This is a genomic window from Peteryoungia rhizophila (assembly GCF_004912145.1).
Taxonomy (GTDB): Bacteria; Pseudomonadota; Alphaproteobacteria; order Rhizobiales; family Rhizobiaceae; genus Allorhizobium; species Allorhizobium rhizophilum.
In genome coordinates this window covers 808,940-829,248 of sequence record NZ_STGT01000003.1, presented here as the reverse complement: position 1 = coordinate 829,248, position 20,309 = coordinate 808,940, and the positions used below count along the sequence as shown (strand labels likewise).

The following is a 20,309-nucleotide window of genomic DNA, read 5'->3' as shown; positions in this document are numbered from 1 at the left end:
CCATGAAACTCCCCTTCCGCATGCCCTGGGCTCAAGCCCCGGATCGATCCCCTGCGCGCGACGAAAAGGCGCTGCATCCACGCCCGGGCACGGCGCTCGCCCTGATTGCCGGCGAGGGCGAGGCGCGGTGGACGGGGCGCAATTATGCGGCGCTGGCGCGGGAAGGCTTCATGAAGAACCCGGTCGCGCATCGCTGCGTGCGCATGGTCTCGGAAGCAGCCGCCAGCATTGGTTTTCTCGCCTATCGGCGCGAGACGGAGCGGCCGGAGCATCCGGCGCTTGTCCTTCTCACACGGCCGAACGGGGCGATGACGGGGGCGGATTTTCTCGAAGCGCTCTATGGCCAGCTGATGCTATCGGGCAATGCCTATGTCGAGGCGATCGGGGCGGGGCTGCAGGCGACGGCCCGGACTGCCGAACTGCATCTCTTGCGGCCGGACCGGGTGAGCGTGGTGACCGGGGCGGACGGCTGGCCGTCGGCCTATGAATACCGCGCCGGCACCCGGGCGCGGCGCATTGCGCTGGATGGCTTGCTGCATCTGAAGCTGTTCCATCCGCTCGACGACCACGAGGGTTTTGCGCCGCTCGCCGCAGCGCAAGTTGCGCTCGACCTGCACAATGCGGCCGGGCGCTGGAACAAGGCGCTGCTCGACAATTCGGCACGGCCCTCTGGCGCCCTGGTCTATCAGCCGAAGGAGGGCGGCAATCTCTCCACCGACCAGTATCAGCGGCTGAAGGTCGAACTCGACGAGGGTTATTCAGGCCCGATGCGGGCGGGCCGACCGTTGCTCTTGGAGGGCGGCCTCGACTGGAAGTCGATGGGGCTGTCGCCGAAGGACATGGATTTCGTCGAGGCGAAGAACGGTGCTGCCCGCGACATCGCGCTCGCCTTCGGCGTGCCGCCCATGCTGCTCGGCATTCCCGGCGACAACACCTATGCGAATTATCAGGAGGCCAACCGCGCCTTTTATCGCCTGACCGTGCTGCCCCTGGTGACGCGGACGGGGGCTTCGTTCTCGGGCTTTCTCGGCGATCTGACGGGCGAGGAGCTGAAGCTGGTACCGGATCTCGATACGGTGGCGGGGCTTTCGGCGGAACGCGACGCGCTCTGGGCGAGGGTGGGGGCGGCTGGGTTCTTGACGGATGAGGAGAAGCGGGAGGCTGTGGGGTATTGAGGGGGAATGTCGACGGTACCTCAGGATGAGGGGAAACGGTGGGCCGGCATCTCTCCATGCAGGATTTCCCGTGCCGCCAGTCGTGCCAGATAAGGTGCAAGGATGAGGCCGGGATGGCCGCCGGTGATATAGAGGCCCTCGACGCCAGGGAGAAAGCCGCAGCGTGGCATGCCGTCCGGAAAGGTGGGGCGATTGCCGATCTCTGCGCTGATCAGCGACAGAGGGGAGGGCAGGTCGAATTCGTCGGCAAGGACAGACAGGAAACGGTCTCCGATGCTCTCGGGGCTGTCGCCCTGATTGTCCTCACGCCGGGACTCGGCGATGATGACGGCGTTGTCATTGTTCTGGCGCACTTCGACGCGTGGGCCATCGAGGATATGGCGGATGAACGGGGTGCTGCAGGCATATCGGAGCAGCAGAGCCGGGGCCATGGCCATGCCAATGTCTATGCCGAGCTGCTTCGCCAGCTCGCTTGTGCCCGGGCCAGCGGCAAGGATGACATAATCGGCTTTGATCAGGCCCGCAGAAGTTCGAACACCCTCGATGCGACCGTTCTTCGTTTCGATGGACCAAACCGTCTCGTCGAACCGGACGATAGCACCGCGGGCACGGGCCGCGTTGAGAAGCGTTCCGGCCAACCGGATCGGATCGATGGCGATATCGTCGACCGAAAAGACGGCCAGTTCGGGGACATTGCACAGATGGGGTTCCAGCCGGCTGATCGCCTTGTGATCCACCAGCTCCACAGTCTCGCCCGCGTTCAGCCGTGTGGTGAAGAGATGGTCTGTCTCTTCGGGGGAGGCATGCCAGAGAAGGGATCCACGTCGCGAAAAACTGAGGATTTCAGGTAGGTCGTGGATCAGTGCGGGATAGTCCCCTACAGCATTCTGCCACAGGGCGTAACTCTCGCTGCCGGGTGTTCCGTGGACGGTGTTGATCCAGCCGAAGGCGACCGGTGACACCACAGGCCGGTCCTGGTCCGCTCTCGATCAGGACGACTTCCGATTGAGGTGAGGCCATTTGATAGGCCAGCGCCGTTCCGAAGATGCCGGCGCCGACGATGATGATGCGGCGTTTCTGCAATGGCATGATGGCAACCTTGAAATGCGATGAGTGCGTGTAATGATGCGGGCAGGTAGCTTTTACGAGTAACACGCGAATGACGGTTACAGGAGCAGGATTGCCCGACACTCACGTCCCCACCGGCGCCAGTCTCATCCCAGACTGGATCACGCCGGTGCACGAGACGGCGCTGATCGCGTTCCTCGACGCCGGTGACTGGAGTGGCGAGATGAAGCGGCGGGTGCAGCATTTCGGTTATCGCTATGACTACCGGGCGAGGAGCGCCACGCTGGACAGCCGGATCGGGCCGCTGCCGGAGGCGCTTCAGGCACTGGCGGAGCGGTTGGTTGCGGAAGGGCGTTTCGCCGCCGTGTCGGACCAGGTGATTGCCAACGAATATCTCCCCGGTCAGGAGATCAGCGCGCATGTCGATTGCGAGCCCTGTTTTGGCGAAGTGGTCGCTTCGCTCAGTCTGCTCTCGGCCTGTGAGATGCGGTTTGGTTGTCTTGAAAGCGGAGTGAGGCGGGCGGCGAATTTGCCGCCGCGTTCGCTGCTAGTGCTCGCCGGACCGGCGCGACGCGACTGGACGCATGGGATCCCGGCGCGCCGGTCGGACGTGATCGAAGGGATGCGGGTGATGCGGCAGCGGCGGGTGTCGCTGACCTTTCGGACGATGCGGTTTTGACTGCAGGCAGGGCAAGAGGTGCAGCGGCTTCATCCGTACTTTCAACCTCCGGAATCGATCCGTGAACTTTTGCCGCCAAGCGATTCCAGGGACTAGGCAATTCGCTCCCACTTCACCTGACGCGTGAAGCCCTGGATTGACTCGGAAAAGGAAAAGAAGCGCCGGCCGCAGCCTGGTTCGGCGGGATCGTTCCGGCCGGCGCTCATCCAAAAGCTAATCGCGAAAGATGAACAAATGACTGATTTCGGACACAACGGCGGAGTGACCTCCGCGCGTCTGATCGGTGCTGTCGCGGGCTCGGCGATCTCGCTCGTCTATCTGCTTCCCAAACATCGTCGCGAGGCGGCGGTCCGCTTCCTGACCGGGCTTGCCTGCGGGCTGATTTTCGGCGGGCCGACGGGTGTCTGGGGCGCCGGCCAGCTCGGAATCGAGGCGCGGCTGTCACCGGCGGAGATCATGCTGGCGGGCGCGACGCTGGCGTCCTTCACCGCCTGGTGGGGATTGGGGGTGCTGGTGCGACTGACGGGCCGGGCGGGGGACAAGGTGGGTGGGTCTCCACCCTCCCCATGAGGGGGAGGGTCGGAGCGAAGCTCCGGGGAGGGGCGACTGCCTCACGAGAATTCGCAGCGGTCGAGCGTGGTCACACCCACCCGCCGCTTTGCGGCGACCTCCCCCTCAAGGGGGAGGTGGAGGCGCCGACACACAATCAACCTCACGAGGAGACGAGCCATGCAGGCTTTGGAAACGGCAGGCGCGCCGCGGTTTCGCTATGCCGGATTGACGCTGAAGGGTGTCGGCGGAGACGGGCGGTTTTCGGGCTATGCGAGCCTGTTCGGCGAGGTGGATCTCGGCCGCGATGCGATCGAGCCTGGCGCTTTCGCTGCTTCGCTCACCAAGCGCGGGGCAGGCGGGGTGCGCATGCTCTTCCAGCACGATCCGGCCGAGGTGATCGGCCGCTGGCTGGTCATCCGCGAGGACGAGCGGGGGCTTTATGTCGAGGGCAAGCTTGCGACCGATGTGGCGCGAGCCCGCGAGGTGCATGCGCTGATGAAGGCGGGGGCTCTGGACGGGCTCTCCATCGGCTTTCGCGCGGTGAAGGTGAAGGCCGATCGCAAGACCGGCGTCCGACGCATTCTGGAGGCGGATCTCTGGGAGATCTCGGTGGTGACCTTTCCCATGCTGCCGACGGCCAGGGTCTCGAATGTCAAGCATCAGCGGTTTTACCGCGACAGGGAAACCGAGCTCGTCCGGCTGATGCGCCGTGCGGCCCGGTCGATGGCGAACAATCACTTCACGAAAGGATGAGCGAGATGGAAGACGCGATGACGGCAGGTGAGCGCAGGACGGGCGAGGTGGGCGAGGTGGTGCCCGACGGGAAGGGGCGGCGGCCCGCGACCGGCAGGGCGGCGAAGCTCGCGCCGGAAGTCAAGGCGGCACCCGATACGGTGACATCGGCATTCGCCGAATTCATGACCGCCTTCGAGGCCTTCAAGGAGGCGAACGACGAGCGGCTCGGCGAGATCGAGGAAAAGCTGACAAGCGATGTCGTGACCCGCGACAAGGTGGAGCGGATCAACAAGGCGATCGACGACCAGAGCCGGCTGATCGACGAGCTGGTGCTGAAGAAGCGCCGCCCGGCGTTGGAACGGTCCGGACGGGACGAGACCGCATTGTCTGACCACAAGGCGGCCTTCGAGGCCTATGTGCGCCGCGGCGACGATCAGGCGCTGCGCGACCTCGACCAGAAGGCGCTTTCGGCCGGCGTTTCCGGCGATGGTGGCTATCTGGTGCCGCCGCAGGTGGACGAGGAGATCGGCCGCAGGCTGCGGGTGATTTCGCCGATCCGGTCTCTGGCAACGGTGCGACAGGTGTCTGGCTCGGTGTTGAAGAAGCCCTTTGCCGCCGCGGGTTTCGCCTCTGGCTGGGTGGCCGAGACGGCGGCCCGGACGCAGACCGGCACACCGGAACTCTCCGAACTCGCCTTCCCGACCATGGAGCTCTATGCCATGCCGGCGGCGACGCAAGCGCTGCTCGACGATGCCGCCGTCGACATCGAGGCCTGGATCGCGGCCGAAGTCGACATCGCCTTTGCCGAGCAGGAGGGCGAGGCCTTCGTTTCGGGCGACGGGGTTCTGAAGCCGAAGGGGTTCCTCGCCTATGAACAGGTCGACGACGGGGCCTGGGAATGGGGCAAGATCGGCACCATCCCGACCGGGGCGGCGGGGGCTTTCGCGGCAAGCGGCGCCTCCGACGTTCTGATCAATGCGGTCTATGCGCTGAAGGCGGGCCACCGCCAGAACGGCACCTTCGTCATGAGCCGCCGCAGCCAGGGCGCGGTGCGCAAGCTGAAGGACGCCGACGGCAACTATCTCTGGGCGCCGCCGGCGCGGGCCGGGGATCCCGCCTCGCTGATGGGCTTCTCGGTCGCCGAATCCGAGGACATGCCGGAGATCGCGGCCAATGCAACCGCGATCGCCTTTGGTGATTTTCGCGCGGGTTATCTGGTGGTCGATCGGGTGGGTGTGCGGGTGCTGCGCGATCCCTATTCGGCCAAGCCTTATGTGCTGTTCTACACGACGAAGCGCGTCGGTGGCGGGGTGCAGGACTTCGAAGCGATCAAGCTGGTGAAGTTTTCGGCGTGAGGGGCCAGGCCCCCTATACGTCCGAAGTTGACTGATGACCCTCATCCGGCTGCCGCCACCTTCTCCCCGCAGGCGGGGAGAAGGGCGAATGCGGCTGGCGGCGGCGTCTCCTTCTCCCCGTTCACGGGGAGAAGGTGCCCGAAGGGCGGATGAGGGGCTGCCACCTTAGATCTCAGCATATTCTCAAACTGAAGGACACCCAATGACAATCATCGAACTCACTCCGCCCCTGGTGGAGCCGCTGACGCTTGCCGAGGTGCGGGCGCATTTGCGGCTGGATACGGACGAGGAGGATGACCTTCTCTTGGCCCTCGCCACCGTTGCGCGCGAGCATTTGGAGCGGGAGACGGAGCTGGTGCTGGCGGCGCGGGACTTTCGGCTGTGCCGTGATGATTGGCCGGAGGACGGGATCCTGGCGATTGCGCGCGGGCCGGTCAGAGCGGTGACGGCGGTGACCGTTTATGACGGCGACGGCGAGCCGCAGGCGGTCGATCTCGACGGGCATCTGCTCGACGGACAGGCGCGGCCGGCAAGGCTTTGGTTGCGTGAGACGCCGCCGCCGGCGCGGGCTTTGAACGGCATCGAGGTGGAGTTTTCGGCCGGCTTCGGCGAGAGCGGCGTGGATGTGCCGGAGACGCTGAAGCGAGCGATGCTGCTGCATGTGGCGGCGATGTATGCAGTCCGTGGTGTGGTGGCACCGGATGCCCAGCCGGCCGTGGTGCCGCCGGGATACGACAGGTTGATCGCGCCTTTCTGCCGGCGGGGGCTCTGACCATGGTTTTGCTCGATATCGACGCCGGAAGGCTGACGGCGCGGCTGGTTCTGGAGCGGCCTGATATGGTCGAGGACGGACAGGGCGGCGCGGTGACCGGCTTCGTCGAGGTGGCCGGGGTGTGGGCGCTGATCGAACCGCGCAGTTTCGGCTCCGAGGAGACGGGGCCGGGGCTCGTTTCGACCGTGACGCATCATGTGACGGTGAGGGCACGTGGGGATCTGACCGCCGGACAGCGATTTCGAAAAGGGACGCGGTACTTCGAGATCGAAGCGGTGCGGGATCCCGACGAAAGCGGGCGGTTCCGGCTGGCGCTCTGTCGCGAGGTGGCGGGATGAGTGGCGGATCGAGACACAAGACAGCCCTTGAGGCGACAGGCGCGCGGCTGGGCGAAATGCTGCAGCGGGCGCTGGCGGACCGGTTGGCGCGGCGGGCTGGAGAGGATCGGGACGACCTGAGGAGGGCCGACGGCGTGGTGCCAAAGGGTGGCGCGGAGCGGGTGGCCGGGGCTGATGGAAGCCGTGCCGAGCGCAATGCCCAAGCACCGGCTTTCGGGTTGACCGAGGATGAAGGAAAGTCCAGATGACGAACGCAGTCAATGCCTTGCTGGCAGCGCTTCAACAGGCGGCGAAGGCAGATGCGACACTGGTCGCGGCGCTCGGGCCGCAGGGGATCAGCGACCGGACGGTTCGGCCGCAACGGCTTCCGGCATTGGCGGTCGGATCTGTCGAGGCGCGGGATTATTCGACCGGCGAGGCGGACGGCGCGGAGATACTGTTGACGTTCGAGGCCTGGAGTGCCGTCTCGCGGCGTGAAGCCGAAGGGCTGGTGATGGAGTTCAGGCGGGTGGCAGACGGGTTGCCCGAGATGCTGGACGGGTTTCGGCTGGTGAATTTTCGGCATCGCCGGACGACGAGCCGCCGGGAGGTCAAGGCGGGGCTGTTTGTGGCCGAGGCGAGTTTTCGGGCGGTGGTGGAGTGAGGTGGGGCCGGCTCTAGGTGCAACCTCATCCTGAGGTGCCCGCGCGACGCGCGGGCCTCGAAGGATCCCTTCACCCTTCCTGGGTGGCCTGATCCTTCGAGGCCGGGCCTTGCCCGGCACCTCAGGACGAGGGGCCGATCGTGGTCCGTCCGGCGCCTTTGCTTCCCCGCCTTGCAATCACCGCAAGCACCAGGATCGCGGCGAAACCCGTTGCGGCGAAGCCGGTGGCGAGCAGAAGGCCTGCGTCGATGCCGGCGCGGTCGATCACGGCTGTCATCAGGACGGGGGCGGCGGCATTGGCGAGGTTTTGCGGCAGCGACAGGCGCGCCGACTGGCGGGCGAAGTGGCTGGCGGAGAAGAAGGAGAGCGGCAGCGTGGCACGGGCAAGCGTGGTGACGCCCGAGCCGAAGCCGTAGAGCGCGGTGAAGACGAGCAGGCTCGACGGCGTGCCGGAGGAGAAAATCAGGAGCAGGGTCGAGCCCGTGAGCATGGCCATGCCGGCGAGCCCCGTGGTGATCGGCGAGGTGTGTTTGCCGAGCACGAGATCGAAGGCGCGGGCGGCGATGCCGAAGACGGCGCGCAACGAGCCGAGCTGCAGCGCGAGCGCCGGCGTGGCGCCTGACAATTCGAGGATATGAAGGAGCTGCGGCGACAGCCCGAAGGTCATCAGGCTGGCGAGCGAGGTCGACAGCGCGATCAGCAGGAAGGCGAGTGTTGCCATGCGACGGCTGAAGTCCAGCGGCTCGATCGCGTCGGCGGCACGGTCTTCCGCCGAGCGGGCGATCGCGATGCGGTCGATGCCGAGATGCACGGGCAGCGCAATGGCGAGTTGCGCGCCGGCGGCGGCAAACAGCGCGCCGCGCCAGCCGAAGGCTTCTCCGGCGAGCGTGAGCAGCGGCCAGCACACGGCTGAGGAGAGGCCGGTGAAGATCATCAGGATACCGATGGCGCGGCGTGCGTCGCGGCCCTCGCGCTCGACCACGGCGGCAAAGGCCGGGACCGTCAGCGCGAACGAGCCGCCGATGCCGAGGATGAGCCAGGCTATTGCGTAAGTGAGAAGGCCGGTGGAGAGGGCCAGCATGGCGAGGCCTGATGCCATCAGGACGGAGCCCATGGCGAGCACGCGGGAGGCGCCGTGGCGGGCAATCATCCGGCCGGTCCAGGGGCCGAGAAAGGCCATGGTCAGCATCATCACGGTGAGCCCGGCAAAGGCGGTCTCATTGGCGATGCCGAGATCGGCCGCCATGGCCCGGCCGAACACTGCCGGCATTTCATAGGTCGTGCCCCAGCCGAGGATCTGCGAGACCGCAAGGGCGGCGACGAGGATGGTGCGGGGCATGTTCATGGCGGACTCGGGGGAGATTGCTGGCGGCGGGGTGTTTGTTCTAGGCCGGTTGTGGTCAGGGCGATAGGGCGAAATCTTGGGGCGGGCTGTGTTGGGTGGGTCTTGGGCCATCTCCCCCCTTGCGGGGGAGAAAGCGATTTCGATGAATTGGCCCGGTCAGGGCCAAACATCAGAAATCGCAAGAGGGGGGCTCGGCGGGGTTCTCGCCCATGCAACGATGCCCCTCTCTTGGAAAATCAGAAGTTTAGGCGGCTTGCGCTCGCCTAACCCTTCGATTTTCCGTTCTCCCCCGCAAGGGGGGAGATGGGACCCCTCATGTGTCTCGCCTCCCAACCGTTCAACAATCACATCAACAAGGAGAGACGCCATGGGCGCGCAGAAGGGCAAGGACCTGTTGCTGAAGGTCGAAGATGGGGCGGGGTTCGTGACGGTGGCGGGCCTGAGAGCCCGGCGGCTGGCCTTCAATGCGCAGACCGTCGATGTGACCGATAGCGAGAGCGCCGGGCGCTGGCGGGAACTGTTGGAGGGAGCGGGGGGCAGGCGGGCCGGGCTGACTGGCTCCGGCCTGTTCAAGGATGCGGCTTCGGACGCGCTTGTCAGGGCCGCCTTCTTTGCCGGGTCGATCCTGAACTACCAGGTGGTGATCCCGGATTTCGGCACGGTGACGGCGCCGTTTCAGGTAACGGCGCTCGACTATGCCGGCAATCACGACGGCGAGGTGACCTTCGAGATCGCGCTGGAATCGGCCGGTGCCGTTTCCTTCGCGGCGGTGTGAGGCGGTGATGCGGGGCTATGAACGGGACATGCGCGAACCGGTGACGGTCAATCGTGCCAACCGCCATCGGGGCGAGGTGGAGGCCGTGATCGACGGCGAGCGGCGCATTCTCTGCCTGACGCTGGGGGCGCTCGCCGAACTGGAAACGGCCTTCGGGGCGGAGAGCCTGGCCGACCTCGCCACGCGGTTTTCGAGCGGACGGCTGAAGAGCGCGGATCTGACGCGCATTCTCGCCTGCGGTCTGCGCGGCGGGGGCAACCGGCTGTCGGATGTCGATGTGGCCGAGATGGCGGTGGATGGCGGGGTGGCGGGGGCCGCCCGTGTGGTCGGCGAGCTGCTGGCGGTGACGTTCGGTGCGGCTGAGGGGAATGAGACGCGCGGGGAGGGTATCGCTTCCCCTTGAGGGCCGCAGGCGGGACGAAGGTGCGGCCGTTTCCATGGGGAGCGGCGATGACACTCGGTCTCTCCCGTCTGCGGCTGTCCCCGGATGTATTCTGGCGGCTGAGCCTGCCGGAGCTCTCGGCGATGGCGGGGGTGTTTGGAGAAGCGGCGGGGCTGTCGCGGCGTGAGGTCGAGGCCTTGATGGCGCGGTTCCCGGATTGACGGGCAAAACCACGCACGCGAAAGCGAAATATCCCGCCCGGAACTTCATCGCGAGGAGCCCTTCCACAGCAGGGTTCCGAGAGGTCCGTTTGCGTCTTGATGGGGGGCTCGCCCTTCGAGGCACTCGCGAGACGAGGGCGCCACAGGGTGAGGGGCAAACGGCGCGCTAGGTCGCCAGATCGACCCGCATTTTTCAGGAAAGGCAAATCACATGACCGATGACGATGCATTGGCACTTTCCGTCGATCTCGACGGCACGCAAGCGCTGGCCGTGCTGGACGATCTCGAAAGCCGGTCGGCGAGTTTCGGACGGGCGCTGACGTCTGCGCTGAAGGGCGCGACGACGGGCGGCAAGGGACTGGAGGAAGTGTTACGCGGCGTCGGCTTGAGGCTGACCGATATCGCGCTCTCGGCGGGCTTAAAGCCGCTGGAAACCCTGCTCGGCGATGCAGCCGGGAACCTGATCGGCGGTCTCACCTCGGGGCTGGGATCGGCGCTCGGCGGAGGCGTGACAGCCTATGCGGCGGGTGGTGTGCCGGGGCGGGTGATGCCCTTCGCAGACGGTGGCGTGGTGTCGGTGCCAACCTATTTTCCGATGGCGGGTGGTGCCGGGCTGATGGGCGAGGCGGGCGCTGAGGCAATCCTGCCGCTGAAGCGGGGCCCTGACGGGGCGCTCGGCGTGGGCGCGGATGGTGCAGGCGCCGGCACGGTGATCCATTTCCAGGTGACGGCGAGTGATGCGGCGAGTTTTCAGCGGAGCGAGGGGCAGATCACGGCGATGCTGGCGCGCTCGGTCGGGCGCGGACGGCGGGGGCTGTGAGGCGGTTTCAGGCTGCGGGACAGGACACGACCTTGTTCGCAGACATCTGATGTCGCTTTTGCCCTGAGCTCATGCGACGACCTCCAGATCCGTGAAACGAAACTCCTCGGCCGTGGCGAGGATCGGCACGCCATGGAACTTGGCTGAGGCGTAATGCAGGCAATCGCCCAGGTTGAGGCCATGGCGCCCTGTGCGATAGCGATGCGCCGCAATCAATGAGAGCCGGGTTGTCTCTGCTGCGGGCGGAAGATCGCGGATTTCGATCCCACGCGCCTCGAGAAACTCGTTCACCAGGCCTTCGACTGCCGGTATCGGCAGATCGAGTTTGTCCGCGCGTGCGAGGCCCAGAACAGTCTCGAGAACAGCAACCGGTGATGTGAACGGCAGCTTGGCTGAAGCCAAGGCGTCGGACACGCGCGTTGCCTCCGGCTCGTCCGAGAGAAGTGCGATGATTGCGCATGCGTCGATGAACATCAGGCGTCGTCCCACATGGCGTCGAATGCCTGACGGGGAAGAGGGGTCTGCGCGTGCTCGCTGAGCACCACCTGGTGCTTGGCTCTCAGGCGGGCGGCCGTTTGGCGCGGCGTTTCAGCGCGACTGCGCCGCTCGATCGCTTCTTTCATGGCAATGACAATCGCATCGGTGATGCCGACGCCGGTCATCTGCGCAAACTGCCGCGTCAGCGCGTCGGCTTCCGAATTGTTGACGTTGATGGCCATGCCGGCTCCATGTAGATTTTTGCCTAACGCAATGTAGATGATCGGTGCGTCTTTTCCAAGGGCAAGCGGTCCGGACCGCCGGTTCTGCGGCAAGACAGGGCGCCAACGCCGTCAGGCTGAGTGCCTGCTTGAGCAGGCATCGATTGCGTCCCCAGCTTTACAAATCCAGAGAACGGAGCCTGCCATGGCCTTTCACGAACAGCGTTTTCCGCTGCGGCTGTCGCTGACATCGAGTGGCGGGCCGGGGCGGCAGACGGATATCGTTTCGCTGTCCAACGGGCGCGAGGCGCGCAATCGGCGCTGGCGGTTTTCGAGGCGCCGGTATGATGTCGGGACTGCGGTGCGGTCGGTTGCTGATCTCTATGCGGTGCTGGAATTCTTCGAGGCGCGGGGCGGGCAATTGCATGGGTTTCGCTTTCGCGATCCCGTGGACTTTTCCTCGGCGAGGCCGGGAGAGCCGGTGACGCCGCTCGACCAGTTGATTGCCACGGGCGATGGCGAGGCGGCGACGTTTCAGCTGGTGAAAGCCTATGGCGACGGGTCGGCGATCGAGCGGCGGCCGGTGGCAAAACCGGTGACGGGGTCGGTGCGGATTGCCGTGGATGGGGTGGAGCAGACGGAAGGTTTCACCTGCGATGCGACGACCGGGATCGTCACTTTCGCGCCCGGCCATGTGCCAGCCGAGGGCACGGAGATCCGGGCGGGTTTCGAATATGACGTGCCGGTGCGTTTCGACACGGATAGGATCGAGATCGATCTCGAAGCCTTTCGCGCAGGCCGCATTCCCTCCATTCCACTGATCGAGGTGACGCCATGAAACGGCTTCCGGAAGCGCTGGCCGCGCATGTGGCGACGGGCGAGACAACGCTCTGCCGCGCCTGGCGGGTGACCTGTCGCGATGGTTTCAGGCTCGGCTTCACCGAGCACGATCAGAAGCTGACCTTCGACGGCACGCAGTTCGAGCCGGGTACCGGCTTTGCGGCGACCGAAGCGAGTGCTGCGAGCGGGCTGGCCGCGCCGGGCGCCGAAGTGCGCGGCGGCTTTTCGAGTGACGCGATCACGGAAGCGGATCTGGCGGCCGGGCGTTATGACGGCGCGCGGGTCGAGCTCTTTCTCGTCAACTGGCAGGCGGCCCAAGAGCAGCATGCGCTGATGTCCGTGCAGGAGATGGGCGAGGTGAGCCGGGCAGGGCCGGGCTTTTCGGCGGAACTTCGGAGTTTTGCCCATCGGCTGCAGCAGCCGGAGGGGCGGATCTACAACCGACGCTGCGATGCCGATCTGGGCGATGGCCGCTGCCGGGTGGATATGGGGGCTGCGAACCGGCGGGTGACAGGAACCATCGCCGAGGTGCTGTCGGCCGACCGGCTGACGGTGTCGGGGCTGCCGGCTTTGACGGATGGGCATTTTCGGCTGGGGCATCTGCGCTTCGACGAAGGATTGTTGTCCGGCAAGCGGCTGGCGATTGAGGAGAGCGGGGCGGCCGCGGACGATCTTGTGACGCTCAGGTTGTGGCTGCCGCTGGAGGCGCGGCCCAATCCGGGAGACGCCGTGACGTTGACGGTCGGCTGCGACAAGAGTTTTTCCACCTGTCGAGCGAAGTTTGCCAATCAATTGAATTTTCGTGGCTTTCCGCACATGCCGGGGAGCGATTTCGCCTATTCCTATGTGAGCGGCGACAGCACCCATGACGGCGGAGTGCTGTATGACTGAGCCTGACGACCGCGCCTGATTTCCGCGTTCAGCGGCTTGCGGCACCGCCAGCGAGAAGCCGATCGATCATGTGTCGGACCTTGGCATATCGGGTTGCGAACGGACTCGTTTGAGCAGTCGGGTAACAATTCCGCCTCCCGGATTTTCGCGTATCCCGGACGGGCCGGAGCCTCGAAAGCATCTGCTTTTCGTCATGATTTGGCCCGCGGCTGCGCGTCAGCTTCAGGACGCAGCATTTTTTCAGATCTCCCAAGCATGAAAGGATATTTCGATGAAAATCATTTGCCCTGACGGAAACGGTTATTCTTATTACGTGCAGGCCGTCGACGAGACCCGCTATATCAGGGTCAGCGGTATCGAGACTTTCATTGTCAAGGCCGGCGACTACTGGAACGGACCCGACGAGAGCGATGCGCTCAATTTTCGCGAGCGCTGCGAAGCGCGGGTGACGACGGAAGACACGATCGGATCGACACGAACCTATGCCTTTCACATGAGGATCCCGACGGACTATCCGGAATACAGCCCGAAGCAGACGCTGGGGCAATGGCACAACGGCTCCTATGACAGCGTCTTCAACCGCTACGAGGAAGGGGTCTTCACCATCTGCCTGAACAATCGTGATGCGGGCAGCTTCACCGAATATCCGGCGACGCTGAACAAGGGCGTGTGGAACACGTTCAAATATACCTTCACCTGGCACGCGACCCGCGGCGCGATCGCGGCTTCGGTCAACGGGCGGACCGTGGTCAAGGAGACCGGGATCGCGCTCGTGCCGGCTGCGGCGAAGTCGATCTATTTCAAGTATGGCATTTATCGCAACATGAAGGAGGGCCTCAGAGGGCCGATCCAGCAGGCGAGCTATCGGCTGGTCAGCCGGGCCTGACGGCAATCGGCGGAGCGCGATCACTTCCTCCTAGCCAAGGTAGGTGCTGTTGGCATGGGCTTGACGGCGTAGCGGTCACACACACACACACACGAGCCTTCCATGCCCCTCATCCGCCTGCCGGCACCTTCTCCCCGCAAGCGGGGAGAAGGCCGAGACGACAAACACCGCGCCTCCCTCTGCCCCCTTGTGGGGAAGGGGTAAGGTGCGGGGCTTAGGCGGTTTGGTCGACATTCCTTGCCGCTGACGGCGCGACATTTACGATGGCCCGCGCCCGGCAAGCGCGCGTCCCTTAGCTCGCAATCGTTTTACCCCACCCCGGAGCTTCCCATGTCCGTCAACGCGCGCGTTCTGGCGATCGCCGGGACCTGGATCGGCACGCCCTATCGGCATCAGGGGGCGGTGAAGGGGGTGGGGTGCGATTGCCTGGGGCTCGTGCGTGGCATCTGGCGAGAGGTTTATGGGGCGGAGCCGGAAGCTGTGCCGGCATATGCGCCCGACTGGGCGGAGCGGGCGGGGGAGGAGCGGCTGCTTGCGGCGGCGGAGCGGCATTTTGTCGGCGTTTCGGCCCTCAAGGAGAGCTTGCCTGGCGATCTGGTGCTGTTTCGATTTCGACCGCATCTGGCGGCGAAACATTTGGGAATTTTGGCGCGGTTGCCGCGTGAGGGTGACGACAGGGGATGCCGTGACCCCGCCGATTGCGGTCACGATGAGCGACGCGACCCGCCGCCCGATGCCTTCATCCATGCCTATGAACAGTCATCCGTGACGCTGTCGGCGCTCGTGCCGGGATGGCGGCGCAGGATTGCGGGCATCTTTCGCTTTCCGGAAAGGATTTGACGATGGCGACCATAGTTCTGCAGGCGGCGGGGGCAGCACTTGGGTCGGTCTTCGGCCCCGTTGGTGCAATCCTCGGACGGGCAGCGGGGGCACTGGCCGGGAGCATGATCGACCGGAGCCTGTTTTCCTCGACGCGCGAGGTGAACGGCGCGCGGCTGTCGTCCGCGCGGCTTGCGGGTGCCAGCGAAGGGACTGTTATCCCCCGGCTCTACGGCACGGCGAGGCTCGGCGGCACGCTGATCTGGGCGACGCGCTTTGAGGAGGAGACGGTGACCGAGCGGACAGGGGCTAAATCCTCCGGCGGCACGCGCACGACGACCTATCGATACTATGCCAATCTGGCGCTCGGGCTCTGCGAGGGGCCGATTACGGGTGTGCGCCGCGTCTGGGCAGACGGGCGCGAGCTCGACACGACCGAGATCGAGATGCGGGTCTATCGAGGGACAGAGAGCCAGCCGGTCGATCCACTGATTGCGGCAAAGCAGGGCGGGGGGCGGACGCCGGCCTATCGCGGGCTGGCCTATGTGGTGTTCGAACGCCTGCCGCTCGATGATTTCGGCAATCGCATTCCGCTCATCCAGTTCGAGGTTATCCGGCCGGTGGGCGCGCTCGAGGAGAAGATCCGGGCAGTAACGATCATTCCCGGCGCGACCGAGCATGGTTATGCGACCACGCGCGTTTCGGACGCGCCGCGTGAGGGCGAAAAGCGCTGGCTGAACCGCAATACGCTGGTGGCATCGACCGACTGGCAGGCCTCGCTCGACGAACTGCAGGCGCTTTGCCCCAATCTAGACAGCGTGGCGCTGGTCGTGGCCTGGTTCGGCACGGATCTGAGGGCAGGCAGCTGCCGGGTGTTGCCCGGCGTCGAAGTGGGATTTCGCCACGATGAGAGCCGGCCCTGGAACGTTGGGGGAATTTCGCGAGAAGAGGCTTACGTGGTGTCGCGCCATGCGGATGGGCCGGCCTATGGTGGCTCGCCGGATGATGCTGATGTGATCGAGGCGATCCGGGACCTGAAGGCGCGTGGGCTGAAGGTGACACTCTATCCCTTCGTGCTGATGGACATTCCCGCGGCTAACGGGCTGCCCGACCCATATGGCGGGGCGGAACAGGCGGCCTATCCCTGGCGCGGGCGGATCACGGCCTATCCTCTTGATGTCGACAAGACGGCGACGGCGCGGGCGCAGGTCTCAAGTTTTGTCACCCGCAGCGAGGGTTACCGGCGGTTCGTGCTGCATTATGCGACGCTTGCGGCGGCGGCGGGCGGAGTGGATGGTTTCCTGCTCGGCTCGGAACTCAAGGGACTGACGACACTGCGCGACGGGGCGAATGCCTTTCCCTTCGCCGAGGCGCTGGTATCGCTGGCAGGCGAAGTGCGTGCCATCCTGGGTGGCTCGACGGCGATTTCCTATGGGGCGGACTGGAGCGAATATTTCGGCCACCAGCCGTCGGATGGATCGGGCGACGTCTTCTTCCACCTCGATCCGCTCTGGGCGAGCCCGCATGTGTCGGCCGTGGGCATCGACAACTATATGCCGCTCGCCGACTGGCGCGACGTCGATCTGGAGGAGACGAGCCCGGATGGCTTTGCCGGTGCCGACGACAAGGCGGCTTTCGCCCGCATGCTGACAGCGGGCGAGGGCTATGACTGGTTCTATGCCAGCGATGCCGACCGGGAGCAGCGGGTGAGGACGCCGATCACGGATGGCGCCTACGGCAAGCCCTGGGTCTATCGCTTCAAGGACTTGGAAAGCTGGTGGCAAAACCGGCATCACGACCGGATCGGCGGGCTCGAGCAAGCAAGCCCGACGGCCTGGATCCCGGAAATGAAACCCTTCTGGTTCACGGAACTCGGCTGCGGGGCGGTCGACAAGGGGGCGAACCAGCCGAATGTCTTTGTCGATGCCAAGTCCGTGGAGAGTGGCAGGCCGCATTTTTCGGCCGGTGCGCGCAGCGACAGCCAGCAGCGGCGGTTTCTGGAGGCGCATCTCGACCACTGGCAGGGCGGGGACGCGCCTGCGGGCATGGTCAATCCGGCTGGGATCTACGTCTGGACATGGGATGCGCGGCCCTATCCGGCCTTTCCGCAGAATGCGGGGCTCTGGACCGACGGGCTGAACTGGCGCTCGGGGCACTGGCTCAATGGACGGCTGGGCACGGCGACGCTGGCCGACACGATTGCGGCGATCCTGACGGATCACGGCTTCGAAGACTTCGACGTGTCAGAGGTGGCGGGGGATCTCGGCGGTTACGTGAAGGGCGATCTGACCTCGGCGCGCGATCTGATCGAGCCGCTGATCGAGCTTTTCCAGATCGACGTCATCGAGGATGGCGGGCGGTTGAAGTTTCGAACGCGGTCGACGGCGAGCTTGGCCGCGCGGGAAATCACGGTGCTGGCGGATCTTGCCGACCAGCCGCTGTGGAGTGAGACACGCGGCCATGACAGCGATTTTGCCTCGGAAGCTTTGGTGACCTTCTACGATCCGGCAGCCGATTATGTCGAAGCGAGCGTGCGCTCGCGCAAGGTGGAGGCTGCGACCGAACGGCAGCTTGCCCGCGACCTACCGGCGGCCATGCCCGAGGAGACGGCGCTTGCAGCTGCCGAAGGCTGGCTGCGCGACAACCGGCTGGCGCGGCGAACCCTGCAACTGGCGCTGGGGCCTGACGAGATCGCGGTCGAACCGGGGGACGTACTGCGGTTTCCGGAGGGGCCGGAAGGGCGTTTTCTGGTGCAAGGGATCGAGAACGGCTTCGAACGGCGGCTGAGCTTGCGGGCCTTTGCCGGCAAGGTCTCGGCACCGGTGGTCTTGGTCGAGCCGGGACGGGTGCCGGATGGTGGCGGGGCTCAGGGTTTTGCGCCGGTCGTGAGCTTTGTGGATCTACCGAGGCTGGAAGGCACAAGCCATGCTGGCGATGCCAGTGTCGCGGCTTTCGGCCGGCCCTGGCGCCGGCTCGCGGTATCAAGTTCGCCAGAAGCAGAAGGCTATCGGCTGCGGCTGACACTGGACCGGCCGGCGACGATGGGACGGCTGGTGGAGGCGCTCTCGCAGGGGCCGATCGGACGGTTCGATCCGGCGAATGCTGTGGTTGTCGATCTCAGGGGCGGTGCCTTCGCCTCGGCGAGCCGGACGGCACTGCTTTCGGGGGCGAACCGAATTGCCGTGCGGGCGCAGAATGGTGGTTGGGAAGTGCTGGGTTTTGCAGAGGCCGAGGAAGTGGCGGCGAGGCGCTTCCGCCTGACCGGGCTGTTGCGCGGGTTGGGCGGGACGGAGGATGCGACGGCGGCAGGGGCAGCGAGCGGGGCCGAAGTCGTGCTGCTCGACGGAGCGGTGCGGGCGCTGGGGCTCGCCAATGCCGAGCGCGGGGCGGCGCAGAACTGGATTTTCGAGCCTATGGGGCTGGTGACCGAACTGTCCGGGCCGTTTGTCGTCGATGGCGGCATGCGGGCGGAAACGCCGCTTTCGCCGGTGCATGCGCGGGTGGTGCGGCAGGTCTCGGGAGATTTGCGGATTTTGTGGATCAGGCGCAGCCGGATCGAGGCCGATGCCTGGGCCGAGGGTGATGTGCCGCTCGACGAGGCGGAGGAGCGCTATCGGCTGGAGATCCTGGACGGCAGTGCCGTGCTGCGCGTGGTGGAGGTCGGCGAGCCTGGTTTCACCTATGCAAGCTCGGACGAGCTGGCCGATTTCGGCGCGGCGCAGGTCGAGCTTGGAATTCGTGTGCGCCAGCTCGGACGGCTGGCTTCAGGGCTGCCGCTGGAGGCGGTGGTGGCCATAGACGGATGATCAACGAAAAGGAGAGAGACATGCTGGACATGAAACCCTGGTATCAGTCGAAGACCGTCTGGGGCGCGCTGATCGCGATCGCCGCTCCGCTGCTCGGTCGGGCAGGGCTGGAAATGGGTGGGGCTGAGCAGGCGGAGATCGCCGACGCTTTGACGACGCTCGCCGGCACGGTGGGCGGGCTGCTGGCGCTTTATGGACGACTGACGGCGACAAAGGGCGTGGGTGGGTGAGTAAGTAGGCAAGAGTATCCAAGCCAGCCCTTTACGAAGTAAGGAATTTCCATTACCTTCCTTCAGGATTAAAGAGGCAGGCGGCATGAACAAGATCTTGCGCAAGGTGAGCACGATCACCGACAAGGGACAAACCACCATTCCGAAGCCCATCCGCGATGCGCTTGGCGTTGGCTATGGTGGACGGATTGCTTTCAGCCTGGACGAAAAGAATCGCGTTTTGGTCGAGCGCGACGACGTCGACGACGATGATCCGGTGTTGGACGGCTTTCTTGATTTTCTGGCCAAGGACATGGCGGCACGGCCGGGGGATGCTTTCATGGAGATGCCGCCCGGCCTGCGCGACCGGATCGCGGGGCTGACTGAAGGCGCAGAAATCGACCTCGACGCCCCTATCGATGGCGAGGTCGCGCTTTGAGATGGAAACGGTCAATGGCTGGATCATCCGGGCGCACCCGCTGTTTCTCGATCAACTGGAGCGCCTGACCGCAGCCGTCGAACACGAAGCCAAAAGGAAGCCAGATACGTTTCGCAGCAGTGCAAATTTCAAGCTTCTGGTCGCGCTGCAAAAGTTGATGGCTGAAGTCATTCCGGCCGATCCGACCTCGTCCGCGTTTCGCCAGGGCGGTACGTTGGGTCCCGAGCGCAAGCACTGGTTTCGGGCAAAGTTCGGCAATGGGCGGTTTCGTCTGTTCTTCCGCTACAATTCGACGGGCAAGGTCCTTGTCTTCGCCTGGGTCAACGACGCGGATACGCTGCGCAGCTATGGTTCACGCAGCGATGCCTATGCCGTGTTCCGGGCGATGCTGGAGGATGGAAATCCGCCGGACAGCTGGACAGAGCTACTCGAGGCTGCGAGCGACGACACGGTAATACGGCGCCTGGACGCCATGACAGATCGCTCATCGAGGCTGGCGCGTGGCGATTGACAGCGGCGGGGCCTAAGCTCCTTCCCCATAAGATTACCAGGCATTCATTTGCCATTCAGACGCCTTGCGGTACATAATTCGCCGAAGTGGACGTCACCCAAGAAGAAGCAGCAATGGCATCTTTCATGAAATACGCGGGCCTGGCATTGGCCTTGACCGTGGCAGCTCCGGCGATCGGAAGCGATGCCGTGGCGGCGGATTGCCGGGCGGCGGCAGCAAGGGTCGTGGCCGAAGTCGGCGGGCAGTTGCTTTCCGTGCACGAATCGGGCGGTGAATGCGTGATCGTCGTGCTCGTTCCGGGCAGTGGCAACGAGCGGCCGCGCAAGGTCACCATGCGCGTGGCGCAGTGA

General features: G+C 65.3%; 25 protein-coding genes and 1 pseudogene. 22 read left to right on the top strand and 4 right to left on the bottom strand.

Annotated features, from left to right (window positions below; genetic code table 11):
- The first annotated feature begins 2 nt into the window (after positions 1–2).
- Positions 3–1,175: a phage portal protein gene (locus tag E9677_RS15190; RefSeq protein ID WP_136558898.1), complete on the top strand. Its 1,173-nt coding sequence runs from the start codon at positions 3–5 to the stop codon at positions 1,173–1,175.
- A gap of 20 nt (positions 1,176–1,195) precedes the next feature.
- Here the strand turns inward: E9677_RS15190 and E9677_RS15185 are convergent.
- A pseudogene (locus E9677_RS15185) lies at positions 1,196–2,264 on the bottom strand (NAD(P)/FAD-dependent oxidoreductase).
- Between the two features lie 91 nt (positions 2,265–2,355).
- Here E9677_RS15185 and E9677_RS15175 point away from each other — a divergent pair.
- The 8 genes from E9677_RS15175 to E9677_RS15140 all read left to right on the top strand — a co-directional run bounded on the left by E9677_RS15175 (position 2,356) and on the right by E9677_RS15140 (position 7,317).
- Positions 2,356–2,922: an alpha-ketoglutarate-dependent dioxygenase AlkB gene (locus E9677_RS15175; protein ID WP_235882962.1), complete on the top strand. Its 567-nt coding sequence runs from the start codon at positions 2,356–2,358 to the stop codon at positions 2,920–2,922.
- A gap of 234 nt (positions 2,923–3,156) precedes the next feature.
- Complete coding sequence (locus tag E9677_RS15170; protein ID WP_136558894.1) at positions 3,157–3,492, top strand: DUF6107 family protein; 336 nt, start codon at positions 3,157–3,159, stop codon at positions 3,490–3,492.
- Between the two features lie 159 nt (positions 3,493–3,651).
- Positions 3,652–4,227: an HK97 family phage prohead protease gene (locus E9677_RS15165; protein WP_136558893.1), complete on the top strand. Its 576-nt coding sequence runs from the start codon at positions 3,652–3,654 to the stop codon at positions 4,225–4,227.
- Positions 4,228–4,232: 5 nt separating this feature from the next.
- The gene (locus E9677_RS15160; RefSeq protein ID WP_136558892.1) at positions 4,233–5,564 is read left to right on the top strand and encodes a phage major capsid protein; all 1,332 of its coding nucleotides are present in this window, start codon (positions 4,233–4,235) and stop codon (positions 5,562–5,564) included.
- 202 nt (positions 5,565–5,766) lie between these two features.
- Entirely contained in the window at positions 5,767–6,336 is a 570-nt protein-coding gene (locus E9677_RS15155) for a head-tail connector protein (protein ID WP_136558891.1), read from the top strand.
- A gap of 2 nt (positions 6,337–6,338) precedes the next feature.
- Positions 6,339–6,674, top strand: coding sequence for a phage head closure protein (locus E9677_RS15150; RefSeq protein ID WP_136558890.1), 336 nt, complete (start codon positions 6,339–6,341; stop codon positions 6,672–6,674).
- Positions 6,671–6,922, top strand: coding sequence for a hypothetical protein (locus E9677_RS15145; protein WP_136558889.1), 252 nt, complete (start codon positions 6,671–6,673; stop codon positions 6,920–6,922). The genes E9677_RS15150 and E9677_RS15145 overlap by 4 nt, the downstream gene beginning before the upstream one ends.
- Entirely contained in the window at positions 6,919–7,317 is a 399-nt protein-coding gene (locus tag E9677_RS15140; RefSeq protein WP_136558888.1) for a DUF3168 domain-containing protein, read from the top strand. The genes E9677_RS15145 and E9677_RS15140 overlap by 4 nt, the downstream gene beginning before the upstream one ends.
- 121 nt (positions 7,318–7,438) lie before the next feature.
- On the opposite strand, the gene E9677_RS15135 is transcribed toward E9677_RS15140, so the two are convergent.
- The gene (locus E9677_RS15135; protein WP_136558887.1) at positions 7,439–8,662 is read right to left on the bottom strand and encodes an MFS transporter; all 1,224 of its coding nucleotides are present in this window, start codon (positions 8,660–8,662) and stop codon (positions 7,439–7,441) included.
- A 367-nt stretch (positions 8,663–9,029) separates the two neighbouring features.
- On the opposite strand from E9677_RS15135, the gene E9677_RS15130 reads away from it, so the two are divergent.
- The 4 genes from E9677_RS15130 to E9677_RS15115 all read left to right on the top strand — a co-directional run bounded on the left by E9677_RS15130 (position 9,030) and on the right by E9677_RS15115 (position 10,860).
- Entirely contained in the window at positions 9,030–9,437 is a 408-nt protein-coding gene (locus tag E9677_RS15130; protein WP_136558886.1) for a phage major tail protein, TP901-1 family, read from the top strand.
- 28 nt (positions 9,438–9,465) lie between these two features.
- Positions 9,466–9,840, top strand: a complete 375-nt coding sequence (locus E9677_RS15125) for a gene transfer agent family protein (protein WP_168801217.1) — start codon at positions 9,466–9,468, stop codon at positions 9,838–9,840.
- Positions 9,841–9,860: 20 nt separating this feature from the next.
- Positions 9,861–10,040 (top strand): rcc01693 family protein, encoded by a 180-nt coding sequence (locus E9677_RS15120; RefSeq protein ID WP_136558884.1) that lies wholly within the window; start codon positions 9,861–9,863, stop codon positions 10,038–10,040.
- Positions 10,041–10,251: 211 nt separating this feature from the next.
- Positions 10,252–10,860, top strand: a complete 609-nt coding sequence (locus tag E9677_RS15115; RefSeq protein WP_136558883.1) for a phage tail tape measure protein — start codon at positions 10,252–10,254, stop codon at positions 10,858–10,860.
- Between the two features lie 69 nt (positions 10,861–10,929).
- Here E9677_RS15115 and E9677_RS15110 read toward each other — a convergent pair whose 3' ends face one another.
- Both E9677_RS15110 and E9677_RS15105 read right to left on the bottom strand, forming a co-directional pair.
- Positions 10,930–11,334: a type II toxin-antitoxin system VapC family toxin gene (locus tag E9677_RS15110; RefSeq protein WP_136558882.1), complete on the bottom strand. Its 405-nt coding sequence runs from the start codon at positions 11,332–11,334 to the stop codon at positions 10,930–10,932.
- Positions 11,334–11,579, bottom strand: a complete 246-nt coding sequence (locus tag E9677_RS15105) for a type II toxin-antitoxin system VapB family antitoxin (RefSeq protein ID WP_136558881.1) — start codon at positions 11,577–11,579, stop codon at positions 11,334–11,336. The genes E9677_RS15110 and E9677_RS15105 overlap by 1 nt, the downstream gene beginning before the upstream one ends.
- 184 nt (positions 11,580–11,763) lie before the next feature.
- Between E9677_RS15105 and E9677_RS15100 the strand changes: the two genes are divergently transcribed.
- The 9 genes from E9677_RS15100 to E9677_RS15060 all read left to right on the top strand — a co-directional run bounded on the left by E9677_RS15100 (position 11,764) and on the right by E9677_RS15060 (position 20,309).
- On the top strand, positions 11,764–12,396 hold the full coding sequence (locus E9677_RS15100) for a DUF2460 domain-containing protein (RefSeq protein WP_136558880.1): 633 nt from the start codon (positions 11,764–11,766) through the stop codon (positions 12,394–12,396).
- Positions 12,393–13,289, top strand: a complete 897-nt coding sequence (locus tag E9677_RS15095) for a DUF2163 domain-containing protein (protein WP_136558879.1) — start codon at positions 12,393–12,395, stop codon at positions 13,287–13,289. The genes E9677_RS15100 and E9677_RS15095 overlap by 4 nt, the downstream gene beginning before the upstream one ends.
- A 271-nt stretch (positions 13,290–13,560) precedes the next feature.
- Positions 13,561–14,175 carry a heparin lyase I family protein gene (locus tag E9677_RS15090; protein WP_136558878.1) on the top strand — a complete coding sequence of 205 codons (615 nt, stop codon included), beginning with the start codon at positions 13,561–13,563 and terminating at the stop codon, positions 14,173–14,175.
- A 330-nt stretch (positions 14,176–14,505) separates the two neighbouring features.
- Positions 14,506–15,015: an NlpC/P60 family protein gene (locus E9677_RS15085; protein ID WP_136558877.1), complete on the top strand. Its 510-nt coding sequence runs from the start codon at positions 14,506–14,508 to the stop codon at positions 15,013–15,015.
- Positions 15,016–15,017: 2 nt separating this feature from the next.
- Positions 15,018–18,800, top strand: coding sequence for a baseplate multidomain protein megatron (locus tag E9677_RS15080; protein ID WP_136558876.1), 3,783 nt, complete (start codon positions 15,018–15,020; stop codon positions 18,798–18,800).
- A 20-nt stretch (positions 18,801–18,820) separates the two neighbouring features.
- On the top strand, positions 18,821–19,030 hold the full coding sequence (locus tag E9677_RS15075) for a hypothetical protein (RefSeq protein ID WP_136558875.1): 210 nt from the start codon (positions 18,821–18,823) through the stop codon (positions 19,028–19,030).
- A gap of 106 nt (positions 19,031–19,136) precedes the next feature.
- Positions 19,137–19,448, top strand: a complete 312-nt coding sequence (locus E9677_RS15070; protein ID WP_235882985.1) for a type II toxin-antitoxin system PrlF family antitoxin — start codon at positions 19,137–19,139, stop codon at positions 19,446–19,448.
- Position 19,449: 1 nt separating this feature from the next.
- The gene (locus E9677_RS15065) at positions 19,450–19,959 is read left to right on the top strand and encodes a type II toxin-antitoxin system YhaV family toxin (RefSeq protein WP_136558873.1); all 510 of its coding nucleotides are present in this window, start codon (positions 19,450–19,452) and stop codon (positions 19,957–19,959) included.
- 113 nt (positions 19,960–20,072) lie between these two features.
- Complete coding sequence (locus E9677_RS15060) at positions 20,073–20,309, top strand: hypothetical protein (RefSeq protein WP_136558872.1); 237 nt, start codon at positions 20,073–20,075, stop codon at positions 20,307–20,309.

Bases quoted from the DNA above. Each gene is read 5' to 3' on its own strand.
- E9677_RS15190 (WP_136558898.1), top strand. From the start codon at position 3: ATGAAACTCCCCTTCCGCATGCCCTGGGCTCAAGCCCCGGATCGATCC.
- E9677_RS15170 (WP_136558894.1), top strand. From the start codon at position 3,157: ATGACTGATTTCGGACACAACGGCGGAGTGACCTCCGCGCGTCTGATC.
- E9677_RS15165 (WP_136558893.1), top strand. From the start codon at position 3,652: ATGCAGGCTTTGGAAACGGCAGGCGCGCCGCGGTTTCGCTATGCCGGA.
- E9677_RS15160 (WP_136558892.1), top strand. From the start codon at position 4,233: ATGGAAGACGCGATGACGGCAGGTGAGCGCAGGACGGGCGAGGTGGGC.
- E9677_RS15155 (WP_136558891.1), top strand. From the start codon at position 5,767: ATGACAATCATCGAACTCACTCCGCCCCTGGTGGAGCCGCTGACGCTT.
- E9677_RS15150 (WP_136558890.1), top strand. From the start codon at position 6,339: ATGGTTTTGCTCGATATCGACGCCGGAAGGCTGACGGCGCGGCTGGTT.
- E9677_RS15145 (WP_136558889.1), top strand. From the start codon at position 6,671: ATGAGTGGCGGATCGAGACACAAGACAGCCCTTGAGGCGACAGGCGCG.
- E9677_RS15140 (WP_136558888.1), top strand. From the start codon at position 6,919: ATGACGAACGCAGTCAATGCCTTGCTGGCAGCGCTTCAACAGGCGGCG.
- E9677_RS15135 (WP_136558887.1), bottom strand. From the start codon at position 8,662: ATGAACATGCCCCGCACCATCCTCGTCGCCGCCCTTGCGGTCTCGCAG.
- E9677_RS15130 (WP_136558886.1), top strand. From the start codon at position 9,030: ATGGGCGCGCAGAAGGGCAAGGACCTGTTGCTGAAGGTCGAAGATGGG.
- E9677_RS15125 (WP_168801217.1), top strand. From the start codon at position 9,466: ATGCGCGAACCGGTGACGGTCAATCGTGCCAACCGCCATCGGGGCGAG.
- E9677_RS15115 (WP_136558883.1), top strand. From the start codon at position 10,252: ATGACCGATGACGATGCATTGGCACTTTCCGTCGATCTCGACGGCACG.
- E9677_RS15110 (WP_136558882.1), bottom strand. From the start codon at position 11,334: ATGTTCATCGACGCATGCGCAATCATCGCACTTCTCTCGGACGAGCCG.
- E9677_RS15105 (WP_136558881.1), bottom strand. From the start codon at position 11,579: ATGGCCATCAACGTCAACAATTCGGAAGCCGACGCGCTGACGCGGCAG.
- E9677_RS15100 (WP_136558880.1), top strand. From the start codon at position 11,764: ATGGCCTTTCACGAACAGCGTTTTCCGCTGCGGCTGTCGCTGACATCG.
- E9677_RS15095 (WP_136558879.1), top strand. From the start codon at position 12,393: ATGAAACGGCTTCCGGAAGCGCTGGCCGCGCATGTGGCGACGGGCGAG.
- E9677_RS15090 (WP_136558878.1), top strand. From the start codon at position 13,561: ATGAAAATCATTTGCCCTGACGGAAACGGTTATTCTTATTACGTGCAG.
- E9677_RS15085 (WP_136558877.1), top strand. From the start codon at position 14,506: ATGTCCGTCAACGCGCGCGTTCTGGCGATCGCCGGGACCTGGATCGGC.
- E9677_RS15080 (WP_136558876.1), top strand. From the start codon at position 15,018: ATGGCGACCATAGTTCTGCAGGCGGCGGGGGCAGCACTTGGGTCGGTC.
- E9677_RS15075 (WP_136558875.1), top strand. From the start codon at position 18,821: ATGCTGGACATGAAACCCTGGTATCAGTCGAAGACCGTCTGGGGCGCG.
- E9677_RS15065 (WP_136558873.1), top strand. From the start codon at position 19,450: ATGGAAACGGTCAATGGCTGGATCATCCGGGCGCACCCGCTGTTTCTC.
- E9677_RS15060 (WP_136558872.1), top strand. From the start codon at position 20,073: ATGGCATCTTTCATGAAATACGCGGGCCTGGCATTGGCCTTGACCGTG.